Origin of the sequence: Geminicoccus harenae (genome assembly GCF_019800005.1) — a bacterium.
Taxonomy (GTDB): Bacteria; Pseudomonadota; Alphaproteobacteria; order Geminicoccales; family Geminicoccaceae; genus Geminicoccus; species Geminicoccus harenae.
On the sequence record NZ_JABGCL010000053.1, the window covers coordinates 1 to 18,976 of the forward strand.

20 protein-coding genes and 2 tRNA genes are annotated in these 18,976 nt (G+C 67.8%); 7 read left to right on the forward strand and 15 right to left on the reverse strand.

What is annotated here, in order from left to right; translation table 11 throughout:
• Together HLA95_RS25090 and HLA95_RS25095 are read right to left on the reverse strand one after the other, a co-directional pair.
• A partial coding sequence (locus tag HLA95_RS25090; protein WP_222183311.1) for a transposase occupies window positions 1-95 on the reverse strand: 95 nt, incomplete at its 3' end.
• Between the two features lie 249 nt (window positions 96-344).
• The gene (locus HLA95_RS25095) at window positions 345-572 is read right to left on the reverse strand and encodes a hypothetical protein (RefSeq protein WP_191060962.1); all 228 of its coding nucleotides are present in this window, start codon (window positions 570-572) and stop codon (window positions 345-347) included.
• A 594-nt stretch (window positions 573-1,166) separates the two neighbouring features.
• Here HLA95_RS25095 and HLA95_RS25100 point away from each other — a divergent pair.
• The 3 genes from HLA95_RS25100 to HLA95_RS25110 all read left to right on the forward strand — a co-directional run bounded on the left by HLA95_RS25100 (window position 1,167) and on the right by HLA95_RS25110 (window position 3,201).
• Window positions 1,167-1,463, forward strand: a complete 297-nt coding sequence (locus HLA95_RS25100) for a hypothetical protein (RefSeq protein ID WP_191060963.1) — start codon at window positions 1,167-1,169, stop codon at window positions 1,461-1,463.
• On the forward strand, window positions 1,460-1,936 hold the full coding sequence (locus HLA95_RS25105; protein ID WP_191060964.1) for a hypothetical protein: 477 nt from the start codon (window positions 1,460-1,462) through the stop codon (window positions 1,934-1,936). Before HLA95_RS25100 ends, HLA95_RS25105 begins: the two co-directional genes overlap by 4 nt.
• Window positions 1,937-2,280: 344 nt before the next feature.
• On the forward strand, window positions 2,281-3,201 hold the full coding sequence (locus HLA95_RS25110; RefSeq protein WP_222184905.1) for a DUF1376 domain-containing protein: 921 nt from the start codon (window positions 2,281-2,283) through the stop codon (window positions 3,199-3,201).
• A gap of 16 nt (window positions 3,202-3,217) precedes the next feature.
• On the opposite strand, the gene HLA95_RS25115 is transcribed toward HLA95_RS25110, so the two are convergent.
• From HLA95_RS25115 to HLA95_RS25130, 4 genes are all read right to left on the reverse strand, one after another.
• Window positions 3,218-3,475, reverse strand: coding sequence for a hypothetical protein (locus tag HLA95_RS25115; RefSeq protein ID WP_191060966.1), 258 nt, complete (start codon window positions 3,473-3,475; stop codon window positions 3,218-3,220).
• 519 nt (window positions 3,476-3,994) lie between these two features.
• A tRNA-Glu gene (locus HLA95_RS25120) sits at window positions 3,995-4,069 on the reverse strand.
• Window positions 4,070-4,112: 43 nt separating this feature from the next.
• Entirely contained in the window at window positions 4,113-5,414 is a 1,302-nt protein-coding gene (locus tag HLA95_RS25125; protein ID WP_222184906.1) for a class I SAM-dependent RNA methyltransferase, read from the reverse strand.
• Window positions 5,411-5,713 (reverse strand): DUF6476 family protein, encoded by a 303-nt coding sequence (locus HLA95_RS25130; RefSeq protein WP_191062554.1) that lies wholly within the window; start codon window positions 5,711-5,713, stop codon window positions 5,411-5,413. The genes HLA95_RS25125 and HLA95_RS25130 overlap by 4 nt, the downstream gene beginning before the upstream one ends.
• A 40-nt stretch (window positions 5,714-5,753) precedes the next feature.
• On the opposite strand from HLA95_RS25130, the gene HLA95_RS25135 reads away from it, so the two are divergent.
• The 3 genes from HLA95_RS25135 (at window position 5,754) to HLA95_RS25145 (ending at window position 8,140) form a co-directional block, all read left to right on the forward strand.
• The gene (locus tag HLA95_RS25135) at window positions 5,754-6,767 is read left to right on the forward strand and encodes an RluA family pseudouridine synthase (protein ID WP_322100168.1); all 1,014 of its coding nucleotides are present in this window, start codon (window positions 5,754-5,756) and stop codon (window positions 6,765-6,767) included.
• Between the two features lie 129 nt (window positions 6,768-6,896).
• Window positions 6,897-7,835, forward strand: coding sequence for an RNA polymerase sigma factor RpoH (gene rpoH / locus HLA95_RS25140; protein WP_191059472.1), 939 nt, complete (start codon window positions 6,897-6,899; stop codon window positions 7,833-7,835).
• On the forward strand, window positions 7,832-8,140 hold the full coding sequence (locus HLA95_RS25145) for a hypothetical protein (protein WP_191059473.1): 309 nt from the start codon (window positions 7,832-7,834) through the stop codon (window positions 8,138-8,140). Before rpoH ends, HLA95_RS25145 begins: the two co-directional genes overlap by 4 nt.
• On the opposite strand, the gene HLA95_RS25150 is transcribed toward HLA95_RS25145, so the two are convergent.
• A complete protein-coding gene (locus HLA95_RS25150) occupies window positions 8,127-9,350 on the reverse strand; it encodes an O-antigen ligase family protein (protein WP_191059474.1) in 1,224 nt (407 codons plus the stop codon). The two genes, HLA95_RS25145 and HLA95_RS25150, sit on opposite strands and share 14 nt — an antisense overlap.
• Before the next feature lie 140 nt (window positions 9,351-9,490).
• On the opposite strand from HLA95_RS25150, the gene HLA95_RS25155 reads away from it, so the two are divergent.
• Window positions 9,491-9,578 (forward strand) — tRNA-Ser (locus HLA95_RS25155).
• 530 nt (window positions 9,579-10,108) lie between these two features.
• Here HLA95_RS25155 and HLA95_RS25160 read toward each other — a convergent pair.
• From HLA95_RS25160 to HLA95_RS25195, 8 genes are all read right to left on the reverse strand, one after another.
• A complete protein-coding gene (locus HLA95_RS25160) occupies window positions 10,109-13,261 on the reverse strand; it encodes an error-prone DNA polymerase (protein ID WP_191059475.1) in 3,153 nt (1,050 codons plus the stop codon).
• Window positions 13,258-14,775, reverse strand: coding sequence for a Y-family DNA polymerase (locus HLA95_RS25165; protein ID WP_191059476.1), 1,518 nt, complete (start codon window positions 14,773-14,775; stop codon window positions 13,258-13,260). Before HLA95_RS25165 ends, HLA95_RS25160 begins: the two co-directional genes overlap by 4 nt.
• Complete coding sequence (locus HLA95_RS25170) at window positions 14,687-15,394, reverse strand: ImuA family protein (protein WP_222184910.1); 708 nt, start codon at window positions 15,392-15,394, stop codon at window positions 14,687-14,689. The genes HLA95_RS25165 and HLA95_RS25170 overlap by 89 nt, the downstream gene beginning before the upstream one ends.
• Before the next feature lie 341 nt (window positions 15,395-15,735).
• On the reverse strand, window positions 15,736-15,906 hold the full coding sequence (locus HLA95_RS25175; RefSeq protein WP_191061211.1) for a hypothetical protein: 171 nt from the start codon (window positions 15,904-15,906) through the stop codon (window positions 15,736-15,738).
• 47 nt (window positions 15,907-15,953) lie between these two features.
• Window positions 15,954-16,376: a hypothetical protein gene (locus HLA95_RS25180; RefSeq protein ID WP_222184908.1), complete on the reverse strand. Its 423-nt coding sequence runs from the start codon at window positions 16,374-16,376 to the stop codon at window positions 15,954-15,956.
• A gap of 375 nt (window positions 16,377-16,751) precedes the next feature.
• Window positions 16,752-16,961: a hypothetical protein gene (locus tag HLA95_RS25185; protein WP_222184909.1), complete on the reverse strand. Its 210-nt coding sequence runs from the start codon at window positions 16,959-16,961 to the stop codon at window positions 16,752-16,754.
• Complete coding sequence (locus HLA95_RS25190; protein ID WP_191061214.1) at window positions 16,954-17,724, reverse strand: hypothetical protein; 771 nt, start codon at window positions 17,722-17,724, stop codon at window positions 16,954-16,956. The genes HLA95_RS25185 and HLA95_RS25190 overlap by 8 nt, the downstream gene beginning before the upstream one ends.
• 136 nt (window positions 17,725-17,860) lie before the next feature.
• Window positions 17,861-18,754 carry a calcium-binding protein gene (locus tag HLA95_RS25195; protein WP_191061215.1) on the reverse strand — a complete coding sequence of 298 codons (894 nt, stop codon included), beginning with the start codon at window positions 18,752-18,754 and terminating at the stop codon, window positions 17,861-17,863.
• Window positions 18,755-18,976 lie beyond the last annotated feature (222 nt).

Sequence of the window (18,976 nt, forward strand, 5' to 3'; positions counted from 1 at the left end):
CCGTGCTTCCGGCAGATCTCGGCAACCGGCAGCCCGGCCTGACCCTCCTTCAGGATCCCGATGATCTGCTCCTCGCTGAACCGGCTCTTCTTCATCGTCCGTCTCCTGATCGACGGACCCTAGCTTCAGACCGAAGGCATTTCAGGGGGCAAGGTCAGGTGGATTCTGGTCGTTCAGAACATCGTACAGCACGTGGCGCGGGCTGATGACGACGATGCGTCGATCAAACGTTCCGGTTTCTGCACTTTTGCCGGGGCAGAAAACTTGGCCTACACGCAGGCCACTGTCTGGGGTCATTCGTGCTTTATAGCACGATTATCGCCAAACCATCTTGCTATTGTGTCCTAAGCGCCAGGAGCAATCTCGACGCCTGCAAGCCGGTAGAGACGCACCATGGGGCTCAAGCCAACTGCCCAGCGGCTCTTCACCCGCCGGTCCGTCTCCAACTGCAGGATCACCTCATAAAAATCTTCGTCGCTCAACTCCGCGCGCTCGCGCAGCGCTGGGCCTGATAGCTCGTGCCCATCCGCCAATGCCGCCAGAATAACGCTCTTCGCCGCGTTTTCAGCCATCGCCCGTGCTCCTGGAGCCGCTGGTGTTCAAGGCGAGGTTGCCGTCCTAGCAGGAGCCTCTTCAGCAGTTGGAGGCTCGCCTTTGCTTTCTGCCTTTAGACCTGCCTCGATCAGGTGGGTGCTTGGCTTCCTCAGTCGCACACCGGGCCCACCGCCGTTCTCAGCGATGAACCAGCGTTGGTATTCTTACTCCTTGGAGTCAGAGGGCATGTACCCGCGGCCCCTCAGCCACTCCGACAGCAGCTTCTCGATCAGCGACGTTAGGGACCGGTGGTCATCCGCAGCAGCTTTCTCAGCGGCTGCCTTCAGCTGCGGGCTGATCCGAAGATTCAACGTGGCCGTCTTCAAGCGCTGGGTCATGTAACGACAGTGTCTTGACATGGATCGTAGACCGACCGTAGCGTCACTGGCGTTACATCACAAGTGGCCCGACCGGACGTGTGGTAGCTTCCGGCCGGGCCTGACCTCACGCAGGAGTTGCTGTCCATGCGATCGGCTAACCATTTCCATACCACGTCCCGCCGCACACTGCTCGCCCAAGCTGGCGGAGCATCGGTGATCGGCGTCACTGCTTCCACAGCTGCCGGCGCCCCCATGACCCCACCTAGAGAGGTGGCGGCCCTGTGGCGCGAGCGTCAGAGGATCCATCGTCAGTGGTATGCCCTGGACGAGTTCGAGCATCCCGATCTCCATGACGAACTGGAAGATCTGTACAACGACCTGGACGCGGAGATCGTGAAGACGCCGAGCCGGAGCCGAGCGGACATCAAGGCAAAGCTCGAGTTCCTCCGCGAGTGCTGCCAGGACGATCCCTGGGAAGGTGAGCAGGGACGGCTCCTGGAAGGCTTCCTGGACGACATAGAGCACCTGGTGGTGGGAGGCGTGGCATGAGCGACGACAGCTTCAAGCGCATAGCCATGAAGGTTGCCGTGGCGGCCGCCCATTGCACGGATGTGGCGAGGCTCGATCGGAGTGCGGCCGGACGGATCAGCACCCTGTGCCTGGACTGGCTAGCCGCGCATGACCAGAACTACTGGTCCATGCACAACCTCCGGCATGTTCCAGAGGGCAGCGAGCGCCACGAGAAGGCGGTGGAGCGGATCGTCAAGCGACGCGCCATGATGTTCCGCTTGGTCGAGAAGGCCTGCACGGTGCCGCTGGATGACCCGGAGGCACGCCGGCAGTTGCAGCGCTTCGCCGACTGGATCGAGAGATCCGGCAGCGACCATGAGGATCGCGACGTCGAGCTGATCGAGGCGCGGCTCGCCGGGGTGATCCAGGGGCGCTGCGAGGTCGTGCCGATCCGGCCGCTGCCGGTGACGACCAAGAAGCGTGCCCGCACCCGAAAGGGGGCGGAAGCATGAGTGCCACCCGATGCAGGGCCCCTGGCAGCGCGTCCAGCCTGCCACCGACGGGCATGCTCGACCTACCGCCTTCTAAGCGGTTGTAGACCGAAAGTTCTGCAGACCTTTTGGGCAAACCGGTCTATCGAAGCTGATGCAGGCGCGTTCATCGCGCACTGCATGGGCGTCGAGCTTCGGCGAACCCAATAAGGCCGCCGCCTAACCTGCAGGCGGTCTGGTCGATGCAGAGCTCAGCAGGCCGCCCCGCCGCGCATCTTAGGGGCGGCCCCTTTTCTCTTCATCCGCGCCCTGTCGATCCCGCCGCGGCCATGCCGCTGGCGATCCATGGCGCATGGGAACCCATCATGGCCGACTTCCCGGCGATGCCGTTCTACACGGACGCCTATCTCGCCGACACAACCCACCTGACCACCGAGGAGCACGGTGCCTACCTGCTGCTCCTGTTCGCCGCCTGGCGCTCGCCCGGCTGCTCCCTGCGTGACGACGACGCCTTCCTGGCGCGCGTGGCCAAGGTCACGCCCGAGCGCTGGAGGAAGCGCCTGCGCCCGGTCCTGGCGCCGTTCTGGCGGATCCAGGACGGCAGCTGGACGCAGAAGAAGCAGCAATCCGTGCGCGAAAGGCTCGGAGCGATTTCGGAGAAACGCCAGAAGGCGGCGCGCCATGCTCGGGACGCTAAGCCGTTGGCGGAGCGAGAGACGGCCCCAGCACATCAGGCAGCAAACGAGGGGCACATCAACGGCTATCCAAAACCAAATACCAAAACCAAAGACTCACCCCCTACAGTCCCCCTCCCGGGGGACGAGCGTGTGCTCGAGGAGTTCGAGGTCTGGTGGCAGGCCTATCCGCGGAAGATCGGCCGCAAGGCGACGCTGGAGGCTTACCGGCGAGCTCGGGCTGAGGCGGGAGCCGATGTGCTGCTGACAGCGGTGAAGGCGGCTGCGGCTGCCTGGCGGACCGAAGGCACGCAGGACCGATTCATTCCGCACCCCGCCAACTGGCTGGAGCAGCGGCGGTGGCAGGATGTCGCAGTGATCGAGCCAGCGGCGCCGGCCGAGTCGATCGAGCTGGCGCGGCTCAGCGCCGGAGCACTGCTGGCAACGCAAAGCCGGGCCCGGTACGACGCGCTGCTGGAGCGGGTGGGAGCTCAGAGGCTGGTTGGATTAGTTGAGCAGTACGGTCACGGGAAAGACACACGAGACGTGTTCCTGGCCGTAGAGCGCGCTGCCGCTACAGACCGAACCATCACAGCCAGCGGCAATGCATAAGGTAGCTAGGAGGTGACTACAGGTCTGAAGATCGTTGGAAGCCATCGCGACACCAGCGGTAGGCGGCCTCGTACACCAACCAGCCGCCCGGTGGCGGCTGACCTGGGAGCAGCCACTGTTCGTCGCTGGGTGCCCAGCCAAGCTCAGCCGCATCCGTCTTCAGGATGTTCTGAACGTAGCGGAATTCGGCGAGGTTCGCCTCGTTCACCAGCGTGATTAGCAGCCGAGTGAGCGCAAGATGATCACGCAAGAGGATTGCGTGAAAGGATGTCATGAAACCGCGTCCTGTCACTGCCCCTCTGAAGTCGGGACTACAGTTGTGACACTGCGCGCTGCCGAAGGTTCCTGCCGTCTACACCTATATCTTCGGCCCCGGGCATCTCGCGCAGTGCAGCATGTAAATTGGGCGTATCGGCAACTCCTGTCGCCTCCCGCACGAGGAGCTTCCCAAGCCCCCGATCGAACTACCAGTCAGGTGCGCTTGGTGTCATCGCCAGGTGGAGCCAGGTCGCGTTCCCTGCTCAGCCCTCTGCGCTGAGGACCGGATCCGCAGAGCCGCTACGCTCACCGAGCGGATCTGCCGCCAGGAGATCGAGGATCGAGACTGGCACCGCAGATTGGTGCAGATGAACGGTGCCGAGCTCAACGAGTAAGCTTCTAGAAGTTCGAAGTAAGGCATATCGCAGCCCACACGCAACGCTGTACCGCGAAGCTCATCAGAATGTGGTTGCCGTATGACTGCCGTACCATCTGCCGCAGAAGCAGCAGCCGACGCCTAAACCATTGAAATGGTTGGCGTCCCCAAGGGGACTCGAACCCCTGTTTGCGCCGTGAGAGGGCGCCGTCCTAACCGCTAGACGATGGGGACGTCGCGGTGTCGGGGCGCTGGTTACAGGGCCCGGGCGGTGCGGTCAAGCGGGTTCGCGGTGGAAGATCGCGGCGAGTTCCACCTCGTCGGACCAGAGGAACTGGCCGATCGGCTGCACGCCCGCCAGCTGGTAGCCGCCTTCCACCAGGATGCGCGCGTCGCGGGCAAAGCTGCCGGAATCGCAGGAAACATAGCCGATCCGGCCGACCCGGCTCCCGGCGAGGGCCAGGCATTGCGGCCTCGCACCGGCACGGGGCGGGTCCAGGATCACGGCATCCACGGCGCGCAGTTCGGCCGGCTGGAGCGGGTCCCGCTCCAGGTCGCGGTGCCGGACCGTCACCCGGCTGCCCCTGATGCCCTGGCCCAGTGCCCGGGCGAGCGTGGCGGTGGCCGCCTGGTCGCCCTCCACCACCTCCAGCCGGGCCGGCAGCGGGTCCAGGGCCAGGCCCAGAGCACCCGTGCCGCCGTAGAGGTCGAGCACGTGGCGGGCACCGGCCAGATGGCGGTTCAGGAAGCGGCGCATCGCCGCCAGCCCCGCATCGGTGGCCTGGCGGAAGCCGCCGGGCGCCAGCTCGATGCGGATCGGGCCGTGCTGCGTGAAGGGGACGGCCGCCGTAGCGACCGGCTCGCTCTCGCGGCCGGCAGCGCTCCGCCAGGAGATCCGGCAGACGCCCGGCAGCTCCGGCAGGGCAGCGGCCAGCCGGATCCGGTCAGGCGTGGCGAGCGGCTTCTGGGTGATCACCACCACGTCCACCCTGGTCTCGCTGTCCTCCAGAGCGATCTCGCCCTCGGCCGTGCCAAGTGCGGCCAGCAGGGTTCGCAACGGGGACAGCAGGGCCACCAGTGCTGGCCGGGCGATCAGGCAGGTCGACAGGTCGACGATCCGCGGGGAGCGGGCCTCGCGCAGGCCCAGCACCACGCTCTTGCCCACGCGGCGCCAGGCCAGGCGCAGCCGGCGGCGGCTGGCGGGCGGGGACAGCTCGACCGGCTCGATCGGCACGTCCTGGAAGCCGCGTGCCGCAAGCGCCGCCCGGATCCGCTGTTCGAGAAATTCCGCATAGGCCGGCAATGCCAGATGCTGCAGCCGGCAGCCACCGCAGTGCCCGAAATGCGGGCATGGCGGCTCCACCCGCTCGGGTGCTGCCGCCAGCACCGCCGTGAGCCGGGCGCGCTGCTCGCCTTTGTGCCGCTCCGGCCGGACCAGGACGCGCTCGCCCGGCAGGGCCCCGGCCACGAACAGGCGGCTGCCGTCGTCCAGCCGGGCGATGCCGTCGCCCCGCCCGCCCAGGGCCTCGATCCGGACCTCCAGCGCCTCGCCCCTGGCCCCCTTCGCGGCCTTGCTCATGGCGCGGTGGTCACCGGCAGATCATGGAGGACAGCCCCGCTGTCCGGATCGAGCAGGCGCAGCACCTGGCGGCCGGCTTCGTCCTCCAGCAGGATGGCCACGTCGTCGGGGCCGCGCGACAGGTCCACGATGCGCTGGCCCGGTGCGAGCTGGACGACGGGCGGTGCGTCGGTGGCAGGAGCGCGCCGGCCTTGCGCGCCGGTCGCGAGCAGCCAGATGAGAAGGACGATTCCGGCCACCAGCACGACCGCGCCGGCGATCACGAAGCCCAGGAGAATGCGGGTGGCGGTCTCGCCCATGGATCAAGATTCCGAACAGGATGCACGCGTGGACGCGGCGGTGGCAGACAAGCCGGCGGCGGACAAGGCCGCAGTGGACCGGGCCGCGCCCACCAGCTTCGCGCTGGTGGTCGAGCCGGCCGATGCTGGGCGGCGGCTGGACGCCTGGCTGGCCGCGGTCCTACCCGATCTGTCCCGCTCGCGCATCCAGGCACTCCTGGACCAGGGCCAGCTCCTGCGCGATGGGCATAAGGTGAGCCAGGCCTCGCGCAAGGTCCGCGCCGGAGAGAGTTACCGGCTGGCCGTGCCGCCCCCGACGGCGGCGGTCCCGGCCGCCCAGGACATCGAGGTAGGCGTCCTGTTCGAGGACGAGCATCTGATCGTGGTCGCCAAGCCTGCCGGGCTGGTGGTCCATCCCGGGCCGGGCCATGACGACGGCACGCTGGTCAACGCCCTCCTGGCGCGCTGCGGCGGCTCGCTCTCGGGCATCGGCGGCGTGGCCCGGCCCGGCATCGTCCACCGGCTCGACAAGGACGTATCGGGGGTGATGGTGGTCGCCAAGCACGACCGGGCGCACACATTGCTTTCCGGCCAGTTCACCGTCCACTCGATCCACCGGATCTACGAGGCGATCGTGCGCGGCCTGCCAGCCAAGGCCGAGGGCACGGTCGACCGCCCGCTGGGCCGCGACCCGTTCGACCGCAAGCGCATGGCGATCGTGCGCAGCGGCGGCAAGCGCGCGGTGACCCACTGGCGGCGGCTGGCGGCGGCCGGTACCCGCGCGGCCAGGGTCGAGTGCCGGCTGGAGACCGGCCGGACCCACCAGATCCGCGTCCACCTGGCGAGCCTCGGCCACCCGATCCTGGGCGACCGGCTCTATGGCCCGAGGCGCACCGGCGACCTGCCGGAGGCGGCACGGCCGCTGGTCGAGCGGCTGGACCGGATCCTGCTCCATGCGCGCCGGCTGGGCTTCGACCACCCGATGACCGGCGAGCACCTGGAATTCGACCTGCCGCCGCCGCCCCTGTTCGACGAGGTCCTGCGCACCTTCGTCGCGGATGGCCCGCCCGGCTGAGCAGGTCCGGGCTTGCGGCGGAACCGCCGCCACGGCACCGCTCTTCTGGCAAGGTTGGTCGGGGTACGCTATCTAGACCCCATGGGTCCGGAATGCCGGGCCCTTTGCAAGCGCAGGAGAAGGAGTGCCATGGCCGGTCTTCCGACGGTCGCCCTCGAAGGCAGCGGGCTGTCCCGTTACCTCGACGAGATCCGCCGGTTTCCGATGCTGTCGGCGGAGGAGGAGTACATGCTCGCGCGCCGCTGGCGCGACGACGAGGATTCCGACGCGGCGCACAAACTGGTGACCTCCCACCTGCGGCTCGTGGCGAAGATCGCGATGGGCTATCGCGGCTATGGCCTGCCCATGTCGGAGATCATCTCGGAGGGCAATGTCGGCCTGATGCAGGCGGTCAAGCGCTTCGACCCCGAGCGCGGCTTCAGGCTCGCCACCTATGCGATGTGGTGGATCAAGGCAGCCATCCAGGAATACATCCTTCATTCCTGGTCGCTGGTGAAGATGGGCACCACGGCCGCGCAGAAGAAGCTGTTCTTCAACCTGCGCCGGCTGAAGTCGCAGATGCAGGCGATGGAGGAGGGCGACCTCCACCCGGACACGGTGCGCGCGATCGCCGACACGCTGGCGGTCACCGAGCAGGACGTGATCGACATGAACCGGCGCCTGGAAGGGCCGGACCATTCGCTGAACGCGCCCCTTCGGGTCGAGGGCGAGAGCGAGTGGCAGGACTGGCTGGAGGACGAGCGCGAAACCCAGGACCGCTCGGTCGCCGAGGCGGACGAGCGCGGCCATCGCGAGGCGCTCCTGGCCGAGGCCATGTCGGTGCTCAACGAGCGTGAGCAGCACATCCTGACCGAGCGGCGCCTGAAGGAGGACCCGACCACGCTGGAGCAGCTCTCCGAGAAATACGGGGTGAGCCGCGAGCGGGTGCGCCAGATCGAGGTGCGCGCGTTCGAGAAGCTGCAGAAGGCGATCCTGGAGCTGGAGCGCAAGAAGGCCCAGGAGCATGCCGAATCGGCGCCCCGCATGCCGCAACTGAACGACCTGCGCGAGCGGGGCCAGCTCCATTGACCAGCACGCCCGATACCGCCGCCTTCTTGGCCTCGCTGGACGGCCCGGCACCGCCGGACGGCCTGGCGCCGGCCCTACGCGCGGTCTGGTTCGGGCTGGCGGATCGCTGGGACGAGGCGCACGGTATCGCCCAGGAGCACGAGGGCCAGCCGGATGCCGACTGGGTGCATGCCTGGCTGCACCGGGTCGAGGGCGATCTCGGCAATGCCGGCTACTGGTACCGGCGTGCCGGCCGGCCGGTCGCCCAGGGCGACCTCGCGGCCGAGGGCCGCGCCATCGTAGAGAGCCTCATCAGCCGGGCCTGAGCGGCCTGCCCGCCCCGCGCATCGGGGCAAGTGCCAGGAACAGTGCCGCCGCCTGCCACCACAGCACCGCGTTCCAGGTGGTGAACAGGGACATGCTGGTCATGAGCGGCCAGGCGAACGGCAGCATGGCCGCCACCCCCGCCACCAGCACCAGCCGGCCAGCTTGCCGGAAGCGCCATAACCAGGCGGCGAGCAGTCCCAGCCACAAGGCCAGCGCCACCACCCCGCCCTCCACCAGCATCTCCATCCAGGGATGGTGCGGGTGGCTCACGCAGCGGATCTCGACCGGCCCGATCGCGGCCAGTTCCGGTGCGGGGCAGCGCCTGGGGAACTCGGAAACACCGATCCCGGTGACCGGCTGCTCCGCGAAGAGGGCCAGGCCGCTGCGCAGGATCTGGCCGTAGCGCTTGTCCGCGAACCCGTCGAGGTCGTCGACGGTATGGATGACGAAGCGCTCGATCAGGATCGGGTGGATCATCGCTACCACGCCCAGCCCCACCACCCCCAGCAGCAGGGCCGGCAGGAGAAAGCGGCGCAGCACTGGCAGGCCGACCAGGCAGACGAAACAGCCCAGGCCGAAGGTGAGCAGCGCCGAGCGCTCCCCGGTCAGGAGGATCACGAGACCCAGCGCCAGCAGGCAGGCGAGCGGCACCCACGCGGGCAGCCGCCGCTCGCCGGCCAGGAACAGGAGTGGCAGGAGAACCAGGAAGCCGGTCTTGCCGAGATAGGTGCCGGCCTTCTGCGCGGAGAATGGGCCGGACAGGCGGTAGGCCTCGGGCAGTGGCTGGCCGGTCAGGGAGAAGCCGGTGGTGACCTGCACCAGGCAGTCGGCCGCGACCAGCAGGACGGCAGCGGCCAGGGCCAGGAGGAAGCGCCGGCGGATCTCAGGGTCGCGCAGATGCACGGCGGCGAGCGCTGCCGCGAACAGCACGAAGCGGATCTGCAACAGGCCCTTCTTGCTGGCTTGCGCGGGATCGGCGGAGAACAGGCCGCCAAAGGTCAGCCAGGCGACCCAGGCCAGCGCCACCACCACCCAGGGCTCGCGCAGCCAGCCCCAGTCCCGCAGCAGGGCCGAGCGCAGCAGGAACGCCAGCGCCACCAGGATCACCACCCCGTCGGCGAATGCCCGGCCCAGCACGAACAGGAGCGGCAGGATGGTGACCAGGATGCCGCAGCCCCGGTCCAGCCGGCCGATGACGCCGACACTCATGCGCCCTGGCCGGATTCCATGGCGGCGGGCGGAACGGGCGGCGGCAAAGGCGGACCAGAGGGCAACAGCGCGGCTCCAGGTGGCGGCTGCGGGTTGCGGGGGAAGATGGCAGCCGCTAGAAGCCATCGCCAGCCGAAACCGGAGGGATGGCCGAGCGGTTTAAGGCGCACGCCTGGAAAGCGTGTTGGGGGCAACTCCTCACGGGTTCGAATCCCGTTCCCTCCGCCAAGCAGCAGGAATCCTCGCGTATTTTCAAGAGCTTACAGCCAATTGGAATGTGAGTTCCCACATTCGTTCCCACTTCGGAGCGTGAATGTGGGCGAACGACGACGATCTTTGGCGGGAGCAGGGCCAAGATGGCGCCACGCGTGTAAGGCGGTCGCCAGCGCTTCGGCCGGTACGTGCCTGATGCCCGACGCGCTGGCTTGAACCGACATTCGATGGTCACGGTTGCCGTCGGTCGCGAGGACAACGGCAACACTGAGGTAGTGGATCCCTCCGGTGCCAGCAGCCGCATCAGCTCCGGATGGCAGGCTACGCTGTGAGTGCCAACAGTGCGGGTCGCGGGACGTCCAACACGCTGGTCACGAGTCTGCCCGTCATGTGCGCCGGCCGCCGCCAAGCAGTGGGACCAACTGCGGACACGGCGCCGTACCCATCTGCTCGACGGCCCGCACCAGCGGTTCCATGGCCAGCATGCCTGCCTTGCAACATCGGCCGGATGCCGTTCCTCCCGAGCATCGGCATCACTTTCCTCCTCAACGAAAGTCTCGCGTCGGCACCCGGATGCCCGAGCCAGGGTGCAGGTCGCGGATGTCGGCGTCCCGTGACGGATGCCCCGGCTGGTTCCTCGAGCCGATGCTGGCCAGCAGCCCGCTCAGGTCGTCGAGCCGCTCGGCCACCAGGTGGATGACCTCGCCCTGGCGCTGCACCCGGCCCGACACGCCCAGCATTCGGCTGCCGAGCACCACCCGGCGGCAGCGCTCGAACACCGAGGGCCAGACCACCAGGTTGGCGATGCCGCCTTCGTCCTCGATCGTGATGAACAGGACCCCGCTGGCCGAGCCCGGCCGCTGCCGGACCAGGACCAGGCCGGCCACGGCCAACCGGCTGCCGTCGGGTGCGGCCGCGAGTTCCTGGCAGGGGCGATGGCCGGTGCTGGCCAGGTCGTTCCGCAGGAAGGCCAGCGGGTGCTGGCGCAGGGTCAGCCCGGTGGTGGCATAGTCCTCCACGACCTCACCCCCGCTGGTCATCGGCTCGAGTGCGACGTCCGGCTCGACCAGTTCCGGGCCCGTCGCGAACAGCGGCAGCTCCTGGTCGCGCAGCGCCCCGATCGCCCAGATGGCCTCGCGCCGCGCCAGGCCGAGCGAACCTGAGAAGCCATCGGCCTCTGCGATCCGCTGCAGGGCCACGACCGGCACGCCCGCCCGGCGCCAGAGATCGCCGATGCTGGCATAGGGCCGGTGCTGGGCGATCCGGAGTGCCTGCGCTTCGGCCAGCCCCTTGACCATGCGCAGGCCCAGGCGGACGGCCAGGCCCAGCTCGGAGGGCTCCAGGGTGCAGTCCCACTCGCTGTGGTTGACGTCGACCGGGCGCACCTCGACCTCGTGCTCCAGCGCGTCGCGCACGATCTGGGCCGGCGCGTAGAAGCCCATCGGCTGGGCGTTCAGGAGCGCTGCGCAGAAGACTTCCGGATGATGGCACTTCATCCAGGAGGAGGCGTAGGCGAGCAGGGCGAAGCTGGCGGCATGGCTCTCCGGGAAACCGTAGGAGCCAAAGCCTTCCAACTGGCTGAAGGTCTTCTCGGCGAATGCCTGGCTGTAGCCGTTGGTGACCATGCCGCTCACCAACTTGTCGCGGAAATGGCTGACCCCGCCGGTGAACTTGAAGGTAGCCATGGAGCGGCGCAGCTGGTCGGCCTCGTTCGCGGAAAAGCCGGCGCACTCGATCGCCACCCGCATCGCCTGCTCCTGGAACAGAGGCACACCCAGAGTCTTACCCAGGACGTTCTTCAGCTGGGGCTTGGGGTAGTCGACCGGCTCCTTGCCCTCGCGGCGGCGCAGATAGGGATGGACCATGTCGCCCTGGATCGGGCCCGGCCGGACAATCGCCACCTCGATCACCAGGTCGTAGAAGCAGCGCGGCTTCATCCTGGGCAGCATGGCCATCTGTGCCCGGCTCTCGATCTGGAACACGCCCAGCGTGTTGGCCTTGCGGATCATGGCATAGGTCGCCGGATCGTCCCGCGGGATCGTGGCCAGGCTGACCTGCTCGCCCTTGTGCTGGGCCAGAAGGTCGAAGGCCCGCCGCAGGCAGCCGAGCATGCCGAGCCCCAGCACGTCGACCTTCATGAACCGCAGCGTGTCGATGTCGTCCTTGTCCCATTCGATCACCGAACGGTCGGCCATGGCCGCCGGCTCGATCGGCACCAGCTCGTCCAGCCGGTCCTCGGTGAGCACGAAGCCGCCCGGATGCTGGGAAAGATGGCGGGGAAAGCCGATCAGCTCTTTTGCCAGCTCCAGGGTCAGGCGCAGCCGGCGGTCGGTCAGGTTCAGGTTGAGCTCTTCCGCGTGCCTGGCCTCGGCCCCGTTCTCCGACCAGCCCCAGATCTGGCTGGACAGGTCGGCCACCACGTCCTCGCTCAAGCCCATGGCCTTGCCGACGTCGCGGACGGCGCCCCGTGCCCGGTAGCGGATCACCGTAGCGCACAAGGCGGCACGGTGGCGGCCATAGGTTCGGTAGATCCACTGGATCACCTCCTCCCGCCGGTCATGCTCGAAGTCGACGTCGATGTCCGGCGGCTCCTTGCGGGCCTGGGAGATGAAGCGCTCGAACAGGAGATCGTGCTCGATCGGGTTCACCGAGGTGATGCCCAGCACGAAGCACACCACCGAGTTGGCCGCACTGCCACGACCCTGGCACAGGATATCCCTGGAGCGGGCGAAGCGGACGATCGCATCCACGGTGAGGAAGTAGGGCGCGTAGCCCAGCTCCTCGATCAACTGCAGCTCGTGCCGGATCTTCGTCGTCACCTGGTTCGGCGGCCCATCCGGATAGTGCTCGGCCAAGCCCTCCTGTATCCGCACTTCCAACGCTTCCTGGGCAGTCAGCCCAGGCATCAGAGCCTCGGTGGGGTATTGATAGGCCAGCTCGTCCAGGCTGAACCGGCAGCGTTCGACGATCTCCAGCGAGCGGACCACCGCCTCGGGATAGGCCTGGAACAGCCTGGCCATCTCCAGCGGGCCCTTGAGGTGCCGGTCGGCATACCGCTCCCGGCGAAAGCCGAGCTGGTCGATCGTGCAGCCCAGGCGGATGCAGGTGAGGACATCCTGGAGGGCCCGACGGTCCGGGCTGTGGAATAGGACGTCACCGGTGGCGACGGTCGGCAGGCCGGCCCGATTAGCCAGCTCCGAGAGGCCATGCAGGCGCATTGCGTCCCCCGGCCGGCGGCGCAGGGTGAGCGCCAGATAGGCCCGATCGTCGAAAGCATCGCGGTGCCGGACCATCTGCCTCCAGCATGTCTGATCCGGCACGTCCGGCACCAGGATGGTGATCAGTCCCTCGCCGTGCGCGACCAGATCCGCCCAGTCGAGTATGCAGCGGCCCTTGCCCGCCCGGCCCTTGCCCAGCGTGAGCAGGCGGCAGAGCCGGGCATAGGCTGGGCGGTCCGTGGGATAGACCAGCACGACTGTGCCGTCAGCCAGATCCAGCCGGCAACCGACCACCAGGCGCACACCCGTGGCCTTTGCCGCCTCATGGGCCCGGACGATGCCGGCCAGGCTGTTCCGGTCCGTGATGCCCAGCGCCGGGATCCCCAGCATGGAGGCGGCCGCGAACAGATCCTCGAGTGCGCTGGCGCCACGCAGGAAGGAGAAATGGCTGGTGACCTGCAGCTCGGCATGAACCGTCATGCGAACAGGCCGTGCAGGTACCAGCGCATCGAGCCGGTCGCGGGATCCTGGCCGTCGCCGGAGCGGAACAGCCACAAGCGCGCGCCCATCTGGTCCTCGACCTGGAAATAGTCGCGCACCGAATGGCGCTCCGCATCCGCCTGCCACCACTCGCCGAACACCCGCTCCGGCCCGTCGGCGCGCACGACCTCACGGCGGATGCCGCGCCAGACGAACCAGCGCGGTGGATGGTCGGGCAGAGCAGCCAAGGCATCGACCGGCTCAGGTGCCGCCAGGAGACGGATGGGGCGCAGCAGGAGAGCCGGCCAGCTTGCTGTCTGTGCCGGGGCCAGCGCCGCGACCTTCGCCACCGCCCGCTCGGGCAGGTCGCTCTCGATCGGCGCGACCCGGTAGAGGCGGACAGCACCCAGGCGGTTGGCGAGGGTGTCGATCAGGGAGGTGATCTCGGGTAGCGCCTCGGCCGCCAAGCTGCTGGCCTGGCGAAGGATCACCGGCTCGGCCAGGGACGCGGTGAGCGTCATCCGCTCCACGCCGAAGCCCGGATCGATCGTTTCCAGCCGGCCGGCCAGCAGGCGGGCGAGATGGCACGGATCCTGGCTGGGTGCCACCGTGCCGATGCGGATGCCTGAGACGACGGCGTCGACCCGGTGGAACAGGAGGTCCAGGCGCCGCGCACCCAGGGCGCGATGGCGCAGGGTGGCGCACAAAGCATCGGCGAGCAGGCCGATCTGGCGCTGCAGGGTTTCGGGAGCGCCGATCGGCTCGGCGAAGACACGCTCGACCCGGACCAGCTCCGTGGGTGCCACCGGCTCGAACGGCTCCGGCTCATGACCGAACATCTGGTCGAGGCGCCGGCCGATCAGGGGGCCGAAGCGCAAGGCAAGCGGTGCTCGGGCGGTGCGGGCGAGATCGCCGATCTGGGTGAAGCCGAGCTTGCGCAGCGCCAGGACCAAGTCGACCGGTAGGCGCAAGGCGGCGATCGGCAGGACGCCTAAGGCCTCCTTGACCTGCCGGTCGGCGATGGTGACCTGCTGGTAGCCGTGGCGGGCCAGCGCATGAGCGGCTCCCGGTGTATCGGCCATGGCGGCACGGGCAGCGATCCCGCTGCGGTCCAGGCGCCGGACCAGGTCGTCCAGCATCGCCCGATCGCCGCCGAACAGATGGCCCGCCCCGGTGGCGTCGATCCATAGGCCGTCCGGCGGGTCCAGGGCCACGACCGGGCTGTAGCGCTTCAGGCACCAGGCGGCGAGCTGCGCCAGGGCGGCATGGTCGGCCTTGGGATCGGCGTCTAGGACGTGGAGGCCGGGTATCCTGGCGCGCGCCTGGGCGATCGGCAGGCCCGGATGCAGGCCGAGCCGTCGGGCATGGAGGTCGGCGGCCTGGATGGCCCGGGCGGCACCATCACGGCCGCTCAAGACCAGGGGCTCAGCCGGCGGCGGCGCGGTGCTGCCCATCTGCCGCCGCAGCCGGTCGATCGGCCAGCTCGGCAGGAACAGCGAGACGACCTTGCACATCGCAGGCCTCCAATTCCCAGGAACCGGGCTTAGCACCCCGGCAGCGGACCAGTTCGACCTGCCAGCGCGCCCGCCCCACGCCGGCGACCGGCAAGGGAGCGGACGGCAAGGTGGAGATCCGCCAGCGGCTGACCGCGGCGTTGGGCTGGTCGAACCGGGCGGCAGTCTCGGCATGGCGCCAGCGGCGCAGCACCAAGCCGAGGCCGCCACTGGTCTCGGCAGCGAGCTGCAGGCGGCGCGACGCGGTCATCGGCAGCTTGGCAGTCTCGCCGACCACCCCGGCCAGCCCGCCATGGCGCAGGCCCTCCTCCATCACCTGGAGGATCGCGGTCTCATCCCCGGCCTCGGCATAGATCACCCGGTCGGGATGCAGGCCGGCCGCCGCGAGTGCCGGCGCGAACAGGTCGGGATATGTCAGGCACCACAGCACCGGCCCTTCCAGCCTGGCCAGGATGCCGGCCGCGAACAGCGCGGCCGCGGCAGCATAGGCGCCATCGTTCCCGCCTCCGATCACCTCGTGCAGGGCACCCAGGCGCAGGCCGCCCTCGGGCAGCCGCTGGTCGAGCGCCGCCACGCCGAACGGCAAGACTGCTTGGCACGACCGCTCGCCGCGCTCCATCTGCCGGATGCGCGTGCGCAGCTTCGCCACGGTCTGTGCCCGTGCGGAAGCCGGCGGATGACCGGCGTTCGGCTGCACCGGTGTCGGCGCAGCCGCAGGGAAGGTCAGCAGGCGCAGCTCAGACGCGGGCGCCATCGTGGCTCGGCGGGAGGTTGTTCATGCGCCGACGCTATGGGAACAAAATGAGAACATCAAGAACGAGGGCGGGCAATGGCGAGCTTCAGCAGCACATGCCGCAGAGCAGAGGATCTCGCTGGAAGGCAAAGCCGCCTCAAGTCTCCCTGAGGCGGCTGTTCAAGGGATGGTGGGCGGCTCCCACGAGGCCGCTCCTCCTGGCGCGCTTATCCGCGCGGGAAGAGGTAATCGAAGCCCGCTGCGACCGATGTGTCCAGGTCGTCGTCCGCTCCAGGACCGGTCGGGCCCACGTAGAAGCGCATCAGCTCGATCTTGGCGCGCAGGTCGTTGGGGCAGTGCACTTCACCCCTGGATACTTGGCCTTCAGGCTCATGCATCGGCGCCCGAGGCGCTGGCGAGAGACCACTCGCCAGCGCCTCGGGGTTCAGGCAGCTCGATCTTCGCTGTTCAGCATCTGCTCAAGAATGCTGCCTGGAACAACGGCCTGGGACAGGCCCTCGCTCCCCTCTCCGCTCTCCTGAGCGTGGTGCAGCAGATTGCGAATGACCGCGACGATCAGAGGATCATCACACGGCACCATCGATGCGCTGTCGAACGAGTTGCCCACTACCTCAGCTAAGGCCGACAGCCCTCGCTGCCCCGCATATGGCCGGCTCGCGATCTGTTCCTCAAGGTCAGCGATCCGGCCTCGAATGCTGTCCACGGCCGCCTCATCACCACGCGCGGATGCTTCTTCTCGGTCGCACCACAACTGACGAAGCTTCGGCAGGTCGAAGTCGACCCAGTCGGGTTGAGCGGCATGCCCTGCAGCCTGCGGCGGTAGAGGGGGCAAAGGATCGGCAGCCATCTCTGCGGGCGCCGCGGAGCGCGGGGTGGTATGGACGTGCTTAGCCGAGCGCATGGAATGTCCTTTCCAGCGTGAGGTTAGGCACCGGGGACGAGCTGTCACTTGTCTCCGGTGCGGAATGGAGAAAACGATAAGAACATCTGCGACGACCGTGCAAGCTAGAAAATAGTTTTCATTCCATTTTCCGGAGAATAGGCCTGACCATAACTCCACGATTTATGGGATTTACTGACAACTTCCGTGTAGTTGCACATAATACCTCGGACGGACTTCTGATATTGCCCAGATCAGCCGCAACAGACGCAACGCCACCTCTTGTTGCATTGGTTGCGGTCGAATCGCTGGCGTCCAGCCGATGCGATTGCCCAGGGCGCCTCAGCCAGCGCGCCGCCCCCGCCGCCGGAAAGTCTCGCGCTCCACGTTGGCGACCAAGTCTCGGCTGAACTGGTTCATCGTCAGGCCGGACGCGACCATCGGGCCTTGGATGTTGATGTTGGTGGTGATGCCGCCGCCACCTCCACCATAGGAGCCGCCGAGCTTGCTGACTTGAACCCGCTCGGGCCCGGCTTCACCCACCTCAAGCAACGTCCTCCGGCTGAAGATCCCATCGCCGCCGGTGGCCCACTTGATGGTCGAGATCTTGGACTTGTCGCCGCCGACCAGCTTGGTCTGCATGTGCGCCCAGGCGGCGTTCAGGAGTGAGTCCACGCTGTTGTACTTCACGGACTTCTGGCCGGCGCCGAACAGCAGCTTGACGCCGTCGCGCGACCCGACCTCGACGGCCACGCCATCGGTCAGGTGGCCGCCGGTCGTGTTCTGGAGCCGGCGCCATCTGTCCGATCGTGTTCGCGATCTTCACCGCCGCCGTCTGGTTTTCCTTCGAGAACTTCTCGCCGGTCAGGTTGCCGCCCAGCGACGTGATCGAGCCAGACCGGTAGGACAGGGTCGCGCTCATCATCTTGTCGGATGGCTTCTCGTTGCCGAACAAGCCACCGATCAGGCCGCCCGCGATGCCGCCGACCATCGGGAGAATGGAGTTCCCGAGCACGCTACCCACGATACTGCCCACGCCGCCCGCAACCACGCCGCCAATGGCGGAGCCCGCCGCTGCGCCGCCCAGGCTACCGGCCACGCTGCCCAGCAGGCCGCCGATCGTCGAGCCGGTGGAGTTCCCGCCCGTGATGGACCCGATCAGGGATCCGATGCCGGCTCCCGACCCGGCCGCCCCCGCTATCTTGCCGATCGTGCCGAGCACACTGGTCGCGGCCTTGCCGATGCTGCCGAGTGAACTGCCAATATCGCCCAGCCAGCCCGTGACCTTGCCGAGCCCACCTGAGATCCCGGACACCAAACTATCGAAGGCGCTTCCCAGACTGCCGAATGCGCTCGATGCCCATGACACAATCGAGAGAGACGCGGACAAGGGCAGATGACTGTTCGGCGCCGGCTGCCGCCTCGGCAGCAGCCGGCGCTACAGCGACCGCTCAGCCAGAGCTGAGCACGTCTGCCGAGATCGAGGTGATGCCGAACAGCGTCACGTCGCTCATGGTCGGCGGAATCCCGACGCCGGATTCATGAGCGATCTCCAGTTGCAGGGACTGTCGCGTCACCTCGCCGAACGTGTCCTCGACCAACGAGACCCGATCATCCAGCTCGGTGAGCAGGCCGTCGCCATTGCTGTCCAGCTGGTTGAGCCCGCTCTGGACGTAGAGCGTGAAGCCGCCCACGGCATCGACGACCAGTGCGTTCGCATCGTCCGCGTACCAGACGAAGTCGTAGGTATCCATGCCAGCTCCACCCACGAGGATGGCCCGGTCCTGGGAGGTGGACATGCTGATCAGCGTGTCGTCGCCCACTCCGCCATAGAGCTCGCTGGGTCCCCACTGGCTGGCCCACATCGTGTCGTTGCCAGCACCGCCCCGTGCCACGTCCTCCTTCCCGGCGAAGATCCGATCGTCGCCGGCATCGCCAAAGAGCGTGGAGCTGCCGCTGTCCACGCCTTCCCCATCCAGCCAGATACTGCTGAGGAAATCGTCGCCGGCGCCGCCACGCAGTACGCCGGATCCTTCCAGCTGGTCGTCACCGTCGCCACCGAGGAGCAGGCTGCCGGGATCGCCGTCCGTGAGCCAGTCATTGCCGGCGCCACCATGCAGGGTGTCGGTGCCCTTGCCGCCCAAGAGCGTGTCCTGGCCGCCACCGCCGAACAGCACGTCGTCCCCGGAGCCACCGTCCAGGTGATCGTCGCCTGCCTCGCCATAAAGGCGGTCGTTGCTGGCCAGGCCGCGGATCTGATCGTTGCCCTGCCGGCCAAAGATCGTGTCCCGGCCAGCCGTACCCTGGATGCTGTCGTTGCCGCGCGTACCGAAGATGGTTGCCACTGCGAACCTCCCTGAACTGGATTACGCTGAGGCTGCCCAATTCCAAAGTTTTGGTAATTATCTGGGTGGCCAAATCGTTCGGCAATGAGGGTGCGGCAGATAATCAAGCACCGGAGGTGTGTTTTTCAGCAGCTATGGCTTCTATCGCCCACTAGTGTCCTGATCGCGAAATTCCTACGATCACCTGGATGGTCGTAGGGGAGCGGCGATGGGCAAGCCGGC